The organism is Halomonas sp. ATBC28 (genome assembly GCF_005937175.1).
GTDB lineage: Bacteria > Pseudomonadota > Gammaproteobacteria > Pseudomonadales > Halomonadaceae > Vreelandella > Vreelandella titanicae.
This window is the reverse complement of sequence record NZ_VCQL01000004.1, coordinates 54220-67798: the sequence shown is the minus strand read 5'-3', so window position 1 is coordinate 67798 and position 13579 is coordinate 54220. Positions and strand designations below refer to the sequence as shown.

The 13579-nt window shown below is 56.3% G+C and carries 12 protein-coding genes; 5 read left to right on the top strand and 7 right to left on the bottom strand.

Features of this window, described 5'->3' with window-relative positions:
* Nucleotides 1-99 precede the first annotated feature (99 nt).
* On the bottom strand, nt 100-1725 hold the full coding sequence (locus tag E0L35_RS05345) for a BCCT family transporter (protein ID WP_009287453.1): 1626 nt from the start codon (nt 1723-1725) through the stop codon (nt 100-102).
* 186 nt (nt 1726-1911) lie between these two features.
* Between E0L35_RS05345 and E0L35_RS05340 the strand changes: the two genes are divergently transcribed.
* Nucleotides 1912-2295, top strand: a complete 384-nt coding sequence (locus E0L35_RS05340; protein WP_041159402.1) for a hypothetical protein — start codon at nt 1912-1914, stop codon at nt 2293-2295.
* Nucleotides 2296-2342: 47 nt separating this feature from the next.
* On the opposite strand, the gene E0L35_RS05335 is transcribed toward E0L35_RS05340, so the two are convergent.
* Genes E0L35_RS05335 through E0L35_RS05310 form a run of 6 tightly spaced genes read right to left on the bottom strand, consistent with a single transcriptional unit; the run spans nt 2343 to nt 9197 of the window.
* Nucleotides 2343-3236 (bottom strand): AEC family transporter, encoded by an 894-nt coding sequence (locus E0L35_RS05335; protein ID WP_022522084.1) that lies wholly within the window; start codon nt 3234-3236, stop codon nt 2343-2345.
* A 56-nt stretch (nt 3237-3292) separates the two neighbouring features.
* Entirely contained in the window at nt 3293-6265 is a 2973-nt protein-coding gene (glnE, locus tag E0L35_RS05330) for a bifunctional [glutamate--ammonia ligase]-adenylyl-L-tyrosine phosphorylase/[glutamate--ammonia-ligase] adenylyltransferase (RefSeq protein ID WP_138799853.1), read from the bottom strand.
* A gap of 49 nt (nt 6266-6314) precedes the next feature.
* Entirely contained in the window at nt 6315-6686 is a 372-nt protein-coding gene (locus E0L35_RS05325) for a diacylglycerol kinase (protein ID WP_022522083.1), read from the bottom strand.
* A gap of 34 nt (nt 6687-6720) precedes the next feature.
* Complete coding sequence (dacB, locus tag E0L35_RS05320; protein ID WP_138799852.1) at nt 6721-8196, bottom strand: D-alanyl-D-alanine carboxypeptidase/D-alanyl-D-alanine-endopeptidase; 1476 nt, start codon at nt 8194-8196, stop codon at nt 6721-6723.
* Between the two features lie 9 nt (nt 8197-8205).
* Entirely contained in the window at nt 8206-8535 is a 330-nt protein-coding gene (locus tag E0L35_RS05315) for a multidrug efflux SMR transporter (RefSeq protein WP_022522081.1), read from the bottom strand.
* On the bottom strand, nt 8532-9197 hold the full coding sequence (locus E0L35_RS05310) for a tRNA (Guanine-N(7)-)-methyltransferase (protein WP_022522080.1): 666 nt from the start codon (nt 9195-9197) through the stop codon (nt 8532-8534). The genes E0L35_RS05315 and E0L35_RS05310 overlap by 4 nt, the downstream gene beginning before the upstream one ends.
* 221 nt (nt 9198-9418) lie before the next feature.
* On the opposite strand from E0L35_RS05310, the gene E0L35_RS05305 reads away from it, so the two are divergent.
* From E0L35_RS05305 to E0L35_RS05290, 4 genes are all read left to right on the top strand, one after another.
* Complete coding sequence (locus tag E0L35_RS05305) at nt 9419-11302, top strand: beta-ketoacyl synthase (protein ID WP_138799897.1); 1884 nt, start codon at nt 9419-9421, stop codon at nt 11300-11302.
* The gene (gene coaD / locus E0L35_RS05300) at nt 11299-11793 is read left to right on the top strand and encodes a pantetheine-phosphate adenylyltransferase (protein WP_027958630.1); all 495 of its coding nucleotides are present in this window, start codon (nt 11299-11301) and stop codon (nt 11791-11793) included. Before E0L35_RS05305 ends, coaD begins: the two co-directional genes overlap by 4 nt.
* Before the next feature lie 222 nt (nt 11794-12015).
* The gene (locus tag E0L35_RS05295) at nt 12016-12264 is read left to right on the top strand and encodes a YfhL family 4Fe-4S dicluster ferredoxin (protein WP_008957577.1); all 249 of its coding nucleotides are present in this window, start codon (nt 12016-12018) and stop codon (nt 12262-12264) included.
* 5 nt (nt 12265-12269) lie between these two features.
* Nucleotides 12270-13568, top strand: coding sequence for an MATE family efflux transporter (locus E0L35_RS05290; protein ID WP_041159403.1), 1299 nt, complete (start codon nt 12270-12272; stop codon nt 13566-13568).
* The last annotated feature ends 11 nt before the right edge of the window (nt 13569-13579 follow it).

The window sequence follows — 13579 nt, the reverse complement described above, 5'->3', positions numbered from 1 at the left end:
CGCGCCATCAGCATTTTCGCTTCATGTGTCGCTGCTCCCCAACTACCTTGCCCCGCAATCGAAGGCTTGGTTACTTTTTATTAGTGCTGATGACTGATGCTAACTATTAATGCGCCGATTGACCACACTCGGTGCACGGCGCAAGCGCTCTTCTTCACCTAACAGCTCGGCTTCAAAGGCGTCCGCACCCACCGGCGTTTCGCCATGGCGGCGATAAAGCTGCGTTAGCATCGCCTTGCGGTCGGCGCGTAGTTCCTGAACTAATACGAACACCATCATATACAAGATAAAGGTGAACGGCAGTGCCGACAGCACCGAAGCCGATTGCAGCCCCGTTAAGCCACCTGAGGCAATTAACGTCAGGCAAATAGCGGCGATCAGCACACCCCAAATGACGCGCTTATAGAGCGGCGGATTGATCGAACCATTATCGGTCATTTGCGCCACGATATACGAGGCCGAGTCAGCGGAGGTGACCAGGAAAATAAAGATCAGCAGCATCGCAACGACCGACAGCACGCCGGTAAAGGGCATCAACTCAAACATCTCGAATAGTGCGACGGTTATATTATCCTGGGTTGCGGCAGCAAGACCGATATCGGTACCGTTCAACTCCATGTGCAGCGCCGCGCCACCGAATACGCCAATCCATAAACAGGCCAGCAGCGGCGGTACGAACAGCACCCCAAACACATACTCTTTGATGGTACGCCCCCGTGATACCCGGGCAATAAAGGTACCTACAAACGGCGACCAGGCAATCACCCAGGCCCAATAGAAAATCGTCCAGTTGCTTGCCCACTCATTATCACCATAGGGAGAAATGCGCAGGCTCATGCCGATAAAATTCTGCAGATAATCGCCAATCCCCACCGTGATGGTCTCTAATATCGCCACGGTGGGGCCAGTGAACAGCACATACAGCATCAACCCGATACATAAAATCATATTAAGGTTAGAGAGGCGTTTAATGCCTTTATCCAAACCCGACCAGGTAGAAGCCATATAGGCGCAGAACATCACGAAAAGAATCACAAACTGCCAGAAACCGTTCTCCGGCAGGCCAAACACAGCGTTTAAACCGCCATTCATCTGCAGCACGCCTAACCCTAACGAGGTAGCCACCCCCATTACGGTGGCGACCACGGCAAATACATCCAGCCAGGAAGCGTAAGGACGAATTTTAGGATTCTTAGCCGTTATCGATGACAGTACGGACGACACCAGTCCTGCCTGCCCTTTTCGGAACTGAAAATAGGCAATGATCAAACCGACAATCGAGAAAGCTGCCCACTGGTGTATCCCCCAGTTAAAGTAGCTGTATTGAATAGCGTAGCGGGCGGCCGCTTCGGTTTCGGCGGTTCTGTCGCCATAGGGCGGCTCAATGAAGTGAAACATGGGTTCCGCCATGCCATAGAAGACCAGTCCGACACCAAAGCCTGCGGCCAGCAGCATGCTGATCCACGAAAAGAATGTATAGTTGGGTCGACTGTCCTGGGGGCCTAAGCGCACCTTGCCATACTTGCTTAGCGCCAGACCAAACAGAAAAATGACAAAACCAAAAACCGAAAATAGATAAAACCACCCGAATAGCCCGGTAACAGTAGTCAGTGCGCCCTCTGCAACGTTGGCAAATCCTTCAGGAAATGACGCCCCCACAACTACCAAGCCAAAAATAATCACCACCGATGCGATGAATACCGACTTGCCTCCATGATTCGCCATATAACCGTCCTGTTAAATGAGCTCTGTTTAGGTAAGCACTGCGTATTAAGCGCATGCTTGTACAACTAAACTTGCCTTGTACAGCTTAATGGTAACAGTTGAAAAATCTAATCGCACTGTGGCCAAGCAGTGAACTTGCTAGAGCTACTGTGTTCCAATGGGTGCGAATAACCGATGGAGGCTCTCATGCCACAGATGAATCGCGACCAACGCAACGCTGCATGGCAAGCGGCTAACCAATGGCGCGCCCGTGCTGCGCAAACTCAACCCAGCGGAGTGGCGGGCAGCTTGAAGCTGCTGCTCACGTGGCTGGCGTTTGGCGCGTTAATGATAGTCGGCGTGGTACTCGGCCTGTTTTTCTTGCTGATTGGCTGGGCAATGATGCCGTTTATGCGCCATAAAATGAAAAAGCGTATGGAGCAGATGCGCGCCCAGCAGGCACAGGATATAGGTGGGGGATATTCTCAAGGGCATTCTCACGGACATGCTTCCCCGCATACGTCTGCGCAAAACCGTCCTGGTCATCAGGATGTCTTGGAAGGCAGCTATGAAGTTAAAGATGATCGTTAATTAACCCGTTAGTCACTTTTTCGCGCCACCTAGTGCCGTATACTTTGTTACAGCGGCGCGTAAACCCAGGTAAATGCCGCGGCCAAGGTCAGCGGCATAACGACCAGACTGCCCAGGTTACCAATCAGCACCAGCGAAGCCACTTTTTGTGGCGCCAGCTTATACTGCTCTGCGACCAAGTAATTCAACACCGCAGGCGGCAGTGCCGCAAATACCAGCAGCACCGCCGCCTGAAGCGCATTTAGTGGCAGTAGCCACATCAACGGCAAAGCAATTACTAATCCGGAAATCGGACACAGCACCGCCCCCAGTATCCCCATACGCCAATCGCTAAAGTCGATCTCCAAGAGCCGCACCCCTAACGCAAACAGCATTAGCGGAATACATACCCCGCCTAGCATATGCATCGCCTCCAGCAGCCAGCCAGGCAGCGGCAGGCCACTGATATTCACCGCTAAACCCGCCAGACTCGCGAGTACAATTGGCATGCGCAGCATTCGCCATAGCGAAGTGCGCGGGTTAAGCATGTAAAGCCCCACCGAAAAGTGCAGCAGCATTTCAACGATAAACACCACCACCGCCGCAGGAAGCGCCTCAGCACCAAATGCCAACACCAGCAGCGGCACGCCCATATTGCCCGCATTGTTGAACATCATCGGCGGAAGGAAGATCTTGCTATCCAGCTTTAGCCACTTTGCCAGCGGCCAAAGTACAAGCCCCGACCCCAGCACTACTGCTATCGCTGCCGTGGCCAGCCAGGCGTACTCAGCTAACGGCGCTTGCCGGTCAGCCAGCACGGCGAACACCAATAGCGGAACGAACAGCTCCATGTTGAGGGTATTGAGACTGCGAATATCCGGTGTACGGTAGCGCCCATAGGCTGCGCCACAGCCAGCGATTAAAAATACTGGCAATAGCGTGGCCAGAATATGTCCAATCATACGGACCGCCCAGCCCTATTCCTTGTTATCACTGTTGCGTCCTGGTTACCGTCTGACTAGCGGTTATCGGCGGTGGAAGGTTCAAGAAAGCGCTGCCAGAGCGCGGTGACTATATCGCGATGCGCACGGAATTCCTCACCATCGCTGAGTGCTTTCTGACCGGTGAGCGCCGCTCGGTGCGTAGCGCTGCGATAAGCCAGATAAGCCTCGCGAAGACGCTCTGCCTCTTCAGCTGGTAAGTACCCACTCTCGGTCAGGCTCTCTAGAATGCGGATATTATCGCTGTAAGTAAGTAACGCAGGCGTTTGGTGAGCAAGCGCTAACACCGCGTATTGGCAGAGAAACTCGATATCCACCATACCGCCCGCATCGTGTTTGACGTTAAAGGTATTGCTGGTGGTTTTACTGCCCAGATGGTCGCGCATTTTCTGACGCATCTTGACCACCTCTTCGCGCAGTGCAGCTTTATCTCGCTCACCACCTAGAATATCGCCCCGTAACTGACTGAATTTCTCGGCCAGCGAATCGCTACCCGCCACCACCCGGGCGCGCACCAATGCCTGGTGCTCCCAGGTCCAGGCATTCTGACGCTGATACTCGGCAAAGGCTTTAAGCGATGTCACCAATAGTCCTGAATTACCCGAAGGCCGCAGGCGCATATCCACTTCATACAGCGTGCCGGTGGGCGTTACCGCGGTGAGCAGGTGAATAATACGCTGTCCCAGACGGGTAAAAAACACTGGCGTATCAATGGGTCGTGGACCATCAGTTGTGCCCTGACCATCGCTATCGTGAAGGAAAACAAGATCTAAATCGGAGCTGTAGCCCAGCTCAATGCCGCCCAGTTTGCCGTAACCAACGATCAGAAAAGCCGCTTCCCCGGCATTCAGCCCCTCAGGAACACCGTGCTTGCGGGTAATATGCTTCCACGCCATCGCCAACACGGCATCGAGAATGACTTCGGCGATATAGGTTAAGTAATCGCTTACTTTCATTAGATGCCGAGTACCCACGATATCCGACGCCGCTACGTGCAGGGTTTGAGCGTGTTTAAAAACGCGCAATGCCTCTAGCTGGGCCTCTTCATCATCCTCTGGCAAACGATTCAGCGTTTGGCGCAGCTCATCGGCAAGGCGCGCTTTATCGGCGGGGGTATACAGCGTTTCTGGCGTCAGCAGCTCGTCGAGCAGAATGGGATAACGCGACAGCTGTTCAGCTATCCAGGGGCTCGCGGCGCACAAGCGCATCAGGTGTTCGAGCGCCTGGGGGTTTTCGCGCAGCAGCGCAAGGTAAGCTGTACGCCGCAGTACGGCCTCAATCAGCGGCTGTACCCGTTCAAGCGCGGTATCCGGTGCTTCATTGCCCGCCACCGCATCCAACAGCAGCGGCATTAACGCATCCAAGCGCTCGAAGCCAATCCGCTGCATGCTTTGCACTTGCCGAGAATGATAAAGGCTATGCAGCCGCTTCAAGGCTTTTTCTGGCTCGTTAAAACCCGCCTCGGCCAGGTACGCGCTGGCCTCCTGCACTTCTAACTCGCCGCGCCAAATAAGCCGCCACTGAGCCAAGCCAAGCTGGCTATCATCGTTGGCCTCATCGACATCCTCTTCGGGGTCGGCAATCACGGCATCAAAGTGTTGGCGCACCCGCTCGCGCACTTCGTCAAGCTGAGCTATCAACCCCGGCCAATCTTCATGCCCCATGGCGAAGGCTACCCGTTCACGATCAGCATCATCGCTGGGCAAGGTCTGTGTCTGACGGTCTTCCAGTGCTTGGAGAGCGTGTTCGACATCGCGCAGAAGAGCATAATCAGGCAGCAGCTCATCGACCACTTCCTGCGGCAACAGGCCCAGCTCGGGCAAACGATTGAGCGCCGTTTTTAGCGATGTCACCTGCAGCTCCGTATCGCGGCCGCCGCGAATCAGTTGGAACGCCTGCACGACGAACTCAACCTCACGAATGCCGCCGGAGCCAAGTTTGATATTGCTCTGCATGCCTTTGCGCTTCACTTCGCGGTTGATCATCGCTTTCAGTTCACGCAGCGACTCAATGGCGCCAAAATCCAGGTATTTGCGATACACAAAGGGGCGCAGCCCGGCCAACAGCTCATCGCCCGCGTCCAGATCCCCCGCGACCGGGCGCGCCTTGAGCATGGCGTAACGCTCCCATTCGCGGCCTTGATCCTGGTAGTAGCTAGAGAGCATGGCAAAACAGCCCACCAGCGGCCCGCCGTCGCCCAAAGGCCGCAAGCGCATATCGACACGGAAGGCGAAGCCATCGGCGGTCATGGCATCCAGGGCGGCAATCAGCTTTTGCCCCAGCTTGGTAAAGTATTCCTGGTGCTCTAACGGTTTGCGCCCACCTTGCGTCTCACCTTTTTCAGGGAAGGCAAAGATCAGATCGATATCGGAAGAGAGGTTCAGCTCCCCAGCACCTAGTTTGCCCATACCCAGAATCACCAGACGCTGGGGCGTGCCGTCTTTACGTGGGGCAGGTAAGCCCCAACGCGGCGCGTAAAAACGTTCAAGCCAGGTTAATGCCGCTTCCAAGCATATTTCGGCAAGCTCAGACACCGCCGTGGCGGTACTCCACATGCTATGGCCAGAGGCACGGTTAAGGTCACGCCAGATAATCCCCAGCATACGCTTGCGACGAAAACGGCGGATTACCCGCTGCATCGCCTCTTCGTCTTCGGCACTCTCAAGTGACTCACTCAGCCAGCTAGCCAGCTCATCTCGACCTGGGTTTACGTCCAACTCACCGGCAATATCCAACTCGGCCAACCACTGGGGGTAGCGAACCAGGGTATCCAGCGCGAAGGTCGAGATGGTCAATACTTTAGCAAGCGCCTCGCGACGCTGCTCCGAAAGCCCTTGCCAATTACTGGAAGGCAATTCCTGCTTGGTCATCTCGGCGACATTATCGGCTTGAGCAAGCGCCTCGCGTAGCCGCTTCCAGGCGGATTGGGTGGCGGTATGTAACGACGCTGGCAGCGTCGACAACGGTAAGAAATCGTCGTTCACTTGCATAACTACCTCGCTGACAGCGCGTCAAAAACGTTCGCTTTCAATTACCTGCTTAGCTAAAGAATTTTTCCCAGCCCAATAGCCCCCAGGTAAGCCCGGCCATGATCAGCGACAGCATCACCGCCGCCGAACCAATATCCTTGGCCCGCCCTGAAAGCTCATGGTGCTCGGTACCAATCCGATCCACCACGTTCTCAATCGCACTATTAAGCAGCTCCACTATCAGTACAAAAAACAGACTACCCACTAGCAGTAGCCAACTGATAGGTCCTTCACCGATCCACCAGGCAAGCGGCAGCAGTACTACCGTAATGCCGACCTCTTGACGGAAAGCCGCCTCGTTTCTGAACGCCGCTTTCAGGCCTTTCCACGAATAGCGCGTGGAGTGAACCAAATGTGTTAAACCGGTATGCCCAGGTTTCATGCAGATCGCCTCACCTTGTGAGCGTAGAGTTTGTTCAATTCGCTAACATCATTGCTTCTAGATCCTGTGACAACGGATCCAGCACTTCAGTCCAGCTTAAATAAGGCGTACTGCCGTTACCATTGACCATGACACTAAACACCCCCCAGCGCCCTTGCGCAGTGCGAAAATAGCCCGCCGCGGCGCGTACTGCAAAAGGTTGGTTAAGCGTGCCGGTTTTGATCATGACATTGTTTTGAAACGTGGAGGAACCTCGCCGAATGAAGCGCATTACCCCGTTAGCGGGTGACTGAAAGGCCGCCACAAAGCTGGGAAACAGGCTACTTTGACGAAACATGTCCTCCAGCATTACGTTAACGCCCTGGGCCGATGTGCGGTTTTCAGTGGTCAGTCCGCTACCACTATACAATGTTAACGGCCCGTGCCCGGGCAGGCTGTGGGCGTAAGTTTCAATCGCCTGGCCCGCCTGGCGTAGCTGTGCCTGAGGTGTCTCGACGAGATCCAGCGCCAGCACATCGGCCATATAGTTATTGGAGTAGTTCATGATGCGCAGCAATAGCTCTTGCAGTGGCTGGCTGTCCACCGCCGCCAGACGCTGGGCGCTGCTAGGCGGCTGAGACGAGCTAACGCGCCACGGTTCGCGCACCTGTATACCCGCCTGGTTCAACATGCCCATTAGCACTTGCGCGGTTGTTTCGGCGGCATCCCCTGCGCCACGGTAGACATCGCGTGCAGTGGCATTGGTGGAGATCTGCCCCGTCAAGCGCATCACGTCGCCACGCTCATCGGTAATTCGTTCAGCGCTAATCTCAGTACCGCTATTGGCGGGGCGGGTGATTACTTGGTTATCAATGGTGATCAGCGACGTCTGGCTATCGCATAGCCCCACTTGGGCGGGCTCACCCGCGTTCGTCGCTGGTGCGACATTAACGCACCAGCTACCAAAGTTAACGCCAGCTGAGGAGAGCGGCGCGCTATAGGCATTGGCAACCCGAGTCAGGGCATTACAGCGGTCCGTGGTAATACAGTCCACTGACCCAAAGCGCCACTGGCTGACCACCAACGCCCCCTCTACCTCACGCACCCCGGCTAAGTGCAAACGCTGCACCAAACGCCAAAGGTTCTCAGTGGTTAGGCCCGGGTCCCCGCCGCCCTCAAACACCAAGTCACCGCGTAACACCCCATTTTCAATGCTAGCGGAGCTGACCAGTTGGCTGGTAAAGCGGTGCTGGGGGCCAAAACGGTTTAGCGCCGCCGCCGACAAGTAGGCTTTAGTGACTGAAGCGGGCGACAGCTGGCGATCCGGGGTGATGCTGCCCAACAACGCATTGGCGCCTGCATCAGCATCCAAAAGGCGTGCTTCTGCACTAATCGAAAAGCCTTTGCTCTGCAGTTGGCCCAGGCGATTGAAATCGGCGAACAGACTGGTGCTGGCACACAGCGCCAATGTGGCTACACCTGTCACCAGCGACCAGCGCTGCATGCGCTTAACAGCAAAAAAACACCCCATTACAGCTCCTCAATGCACATTCATTTTTGAAAACATTTGCAGCATTACCACGCCTGCTACTATCAAACTAATTCCTATCACCGCCGGCAAATCAGGCTTTTCACCGAATACCACTATGCCGACCAAGGTGACCAGCACAATGCCCAGGCCTGCCCAAATCGCATAGGCAACCCCTACCGGCAGCGTGCGCAGCACCAGGCTGAGCAAATAAAAAGCTAACCCGTAACCCACTACCACCACCACGCTGGGTAGCGGGCGCGTGAAGCCCATGGAGGCTTTTAAGGCGCTCGTGGCGATCACTTCGGCCACAATCGCCAACACCAAATAGACAAACGTCATGTTCGCTCCAACTCAACGCATAAACGCCACAGAACCTGACCACTCTGAGCATACTTAGCTTCGAAAGGGGTTAAATAGTCCCCTTTAGGCGCAATTTCAGTCACCGCTGCCTGTTTGCCGGTTACCTGTGCCACTGCCAAAGCAAACTCTTCAACGTAGAGGAACCAGTTGGAGCGCAACTCAAGACACCCGCCAAGCGCCAACAGTGTGGGTAAAACCGCATGGCCATGCCAGCGCATTTTTAGGTGCCCCGCCTTGGGGTAAGGGTTCGGATAAAGGAGAAAGTGATACTCTGGCGCCCAGCCAGCCTGATAGGCCAAGCGCCAAAAGTCGACCAGATCCGCTCTTACCAGCAGCGCATTGTCAGGCAACTGGCCATGGTCACGCCCCAAACGATCCTCGCTGCGATCCACGCCGATTACCGCATGGGCAGGGAACTGCACCGCCAGTTGGCGGGTCGATATCCCCACGCCACAGCCCGAATCGAGTATCAACGGTGCCTGACGGCCCACGAACCACTCTGCCGCCAGGGCGAAACTGCGCTGCGTGTGTTCGGCGATTGGTTTACGTAGCGGATGCGTTAACGCTCGGCTCACTCGTCGGGCGAGATCCTGATGTGGGCCTGGCTGATTAGAAACCACTGGTCGAGAAGTATGCTGCATGCCATTACTCGGCTGAAAAGCGTGATTCTATCAGTCTCGAACGCTTGCGGCATGACGCCGTTGCTCAGCCGGTGCTATGATCACGCATAACGTGCTTCTTAGCGTACTTATTAAGCGCATGGTACTAGGCATCATATACCGAGTACTTTTGCCGATAATTGTTATTACCACCACCGCACCACGAGGAACCCGGCTTGTCACACTTACCGGTGATTGTCGGCATGGGCGGCATCAATCCCGCTGGCAGAACCTCTGGCCATCAGGCCTTCCGCCGCACCGTGCTTGATGCCCTTCCTGCTGACCAGCAACGCCAGACACTGGAAGGCTTGGCCGCGCTTATGCGTCTAGTCGAGCACTCCGAAGAGGGGTGGCACGATAGTCAAGGTCAGCCCGTAGAGGCTCCAGCGCAGTCGCTGCGCGATCAGGTGCTGAACCACACCCTGATCCGACGCAACGAAGACCCTCGCTTTCTCGACCCTGGCATGCCGTCAAACCGGCAAGCCAGTATGCAGTTGGCCGAGCCGCTACGCTTTACCCTGCGCCGCCGCCAGTTACCCGAACACCTGCCGGAGGATTGGCAGGTGCGCGACATTGATGTCCGCGAGGTAGAGGTGAGCGTACCTGCAGGGGTGTTAGAGGTACTGCTTCCCGACGCGCAGTTACCCAAGGTACGCGCGGCGGCCCAGCTACCCAGCGGCTTTGACCCCGCAAACCTCTACCGCAGCGTGCACCACCCCCGCGGGCTATCGCTGGCGGTATTTGGTGCCAGCGACTGCCTGGGCGCCAGCGGTCTTTCTTGGGAGACGCTGCGCCAACAGTTAAATCCGGATCATATTGCCGTGTACGCCGGGAACTCCATTGGACAGCTAGACGATCAAGGCTGGGGCGGCTTACTGAAAAGCCTGGTGAGTGGTCAACGCGCCACCTCCAAGCAAATGCCTCTGGGCTATGGTCAGATGCCCGCCGACTTTTTGAATGCCTATGTACTGGGTAGCGTAGGTGGCACAGGCGCAGCGTTAGGCGCCTGTGCCAGCTTTCTCTATAACCTGCGCCTGGGTATTGATGACATTCGCGCCGGACGCCGTCGTGTGGTGATGGTGGGTACTGCAGACGCTCCCATCACCCCGGAAATCATCGAGGGTTTCCGGGCCATGGGTGCGCTAGCTGACGACGCTGGTCTGAAAGCCCTGGATGCTCTGGAGCTGCTCACCGACAGCGATTATCAGCGCGCCTGCCGTCCGTTTGCGCGCAACTGTGGCTTTACCATGGCGGAAGCCAGCCAGTTCGTGCTGCTGATGGACGATGCCCTAGCGTTGGAAGTCGGCGCGGATATTCTCGGTGCGGTGCCTGATGTGTTCGTTAATGCCGATGGCTACAAGCGCTCGATTTCGGCGCCGGGCATCGGCAACTACATCACCCTCGGCAAAGCGACTGCGTTGGTGCGCGATATGCTGGGCGAAAAATCCCTTAAAGAGCGCAGCTTTTTGCACGCTCACGGCACCAGCACACCCAAAAACCGCATTACCGAATCCCATGTGTTCGACGAAATTGCCCGCGCCAACGGCATTAGCGACTGGCCCGTAGTGGCGATTAAAGCCTTTATTGGCCACTCACAAGGCTCCGCGGCGGGCGACCAGTTGGCGAGCGCACTGGGTAGTTTTGCCCACGACTTGCTGCCGGGCATTCCCACGCTGGATACGGTGGCTGACGATGTCTATGCTGAGCGGCTGCGCTTTTCTCAAACGGCACAAACTTTTCGCGCGGACGCTGCTTTTATTAACGCCAAGGGCTTCGGCGGCAACAACGCCACCGGCGTGGTGCTTTCACCTGCGGTGACCGAACGCCTGCTGACGCAGCGCCACGGCGCGGCGGCGGTGAACGCCTGGAAAACCCGTCGCGAAATCACCCGCGAAGCGGCAGCGGCCTACTTGGCCCAGGCAGACCGTGGCCACTACGCTCCACGCTATCAGTTTGGTGAAGCGGTGCTGGAGGGCCCAGAGCTGGATATTCACGCTGACCGGATTCATATCCCCGGTTACGACCACGCCGTCTCCTTAACCAGCGATAACCCGTTTGGCTGCCTGGACGAGGAGAGCGAGGAATGACCACGCGCAAACTGAATATCGCCGTCTACCCCGGCACCTTCGACCCTATCACCAATGGCCATTTTGACCTGATCGAGCGCGGCGCACGGATGTTCGACAAAGTGGTCATCGCGGTGGCGGCAAGCCCTGGCAAAAGCCCCCACCTCGACTTGGAAACGCGCATGAGCTTAGTGAAAGCGGTCTGCGCGCCGCTGCCCAACGTTGAGGTGATCGGCTTCTCGACCCTGCTCACAACCATGATGCACGAACAGGGTGCGACAATCATTCTGCGCGGCCTGCGCGCGGTCTCTGACTTTGAGTACGAGCTGCAGTTGGCCAATATGAACCGCGCACAAAACCCGGAGCTGGAGAGCGTGTTTTTAACCCCCGCGGTACAAAATTCGTATATCTCTTCAACCATCGTGCGCGAAATTGCCAAGCTTGGCGGCGATATTTCCCCCCTGGTGCATCCTCAGGTCGCCGAAGCGCTGCGTAACCACTACACTAGCTAGCCAACGCCATTGTTGAGTAAAACACTCAGGTATTGCTATTGATACCTTAGGGGTTTGTACGAAAAGTCGCTGAGCGAAGGCCAGACTAGGCAAAAATCGGCGAAAAAACGGAGTTTACAGGGTGTAAATGAGTATTTTGAGCCGATTTTTAACAACGTATGGACGAGCGCAAGCAGTTTTCGTGCAAAGCCCGAGTGTTAATGCCATCTGCGAGGTATGCCCATGGCCCTGATGATTACCGACGAGTGCATTAACTGCGACGTCTGCGAACCCGAGTGCCCCAATGATGCGATCTCCCCCGGTGAGGAGATCTACGTCATCGACCCTAACCTATGCACCGAGTGCGTCGGTCACTATGACGAACCTCAATGCCAACAGGTCTGCCCGGTGGACTGCATTCCGCTTGACCCTGAACGCCACGAAAGCCAAGAACAGTTGATGAAGAAGTACCGCATCATCACTGCCGCCTAAGCCGAATGCGGATTTGGGCCCTTGCTTGGCCAATCATCCTCTCCAATATCACCGTCCCGCTGCTCGGGTTGGTGGATACCGCTGTGGTCGGGCACTTGCCCGACTCCCGCTACTTAGCCGGCGTTACCCTCGGCGCCACACTGTTTAGCTTCCTCTATTGGGGGTTTGGCTTTTTGCGCATGGGTACTACGGGGCTAGTCGCCCAAGCCATGGGGCGCGAGAGCGATACAGACGTGCGCAACCTGCTGGGGCAGTCGCTGATCATGGCGCTGGTGATTGGTAGCCTGCTGATTGTGTTTGCCTCGCCGCTGATTACGCTCGGTTTATGGCTCTTAGATGGTAGTGAAGTAGCGACCGATTTAGCCCGCGAGTACGCCCATATACGCCTCTGGTCTGCACCGGCGGTGCTCGCCAACTACGCCATTCTGGGCTGGTTTTTGGGCCAACAGAACTCCCGCGTTACGCTAATGATTCTACTGCTCACCAACAGCGTTAATATCGTGCTGGATTTATGGTTTGTGGTGGGTCTGGGAATGACCAGCAACGGCGTGGCCTGGGCGAGCGTAATCGCTGACTACAGTGCCCTAGCGTTTGGCAGCTACCTGGTGCTACGCCAGCTAACCCGTCTGGATGGCCATTTTTTGCGCGAGCGTCTGCTGGCACTCGCAGCTTACACAGCCCTGTTTAACGTCAACGCCAACCTATTTGTGCGCACTCTCGGCCTGCTGTTTGCCATGGCGTTCTTTACCGCCCAGGGTGCTCGTCAAGGCGACACAGTGCTTGCTGCCAACGCTGTGCTGCTACAATTTATCATGCTCACCAGCTACGCCCTGGACGGCTTTGCCCACGCTGCCGAATCACTGATTGGGCGCGCCTATGGCCGTCAGGATTGGCAGGAATTTGCCGCCACTGTGCGCGCCGCCGCGCGATTTTCATTATGGACGGCTGGCGCTGCCGCCCTGCTGTTCGCGCTGGGTGGCAATGCGCTTATTGCGCTGCTCACTGGCCTTGAAGAGGTGCGTGCAACTGCGGCGCAGTACTTGCCCTGGATGGTCGTCATGCCGCTGATTGCGGTATGGAGCTACCTCCTTGATGGGGTGTTTATTGGCACCACTGCGGTACGTGAAATGCGTAACAGTATCTTTATTGGCCTAGCCGCCTATCTGCCCATTTGGTGGCTAACCCAGGGACTGGGCAATCATGGGCTCTGGCTGGCGTTTATGCTGTTCACGCTGGTGCGCTCGGCGGTGCTGATCGCCTACTACTATTTTCACTACCATCGCCCCTACCGGTTAAACCATTAGCGTTAAAACAG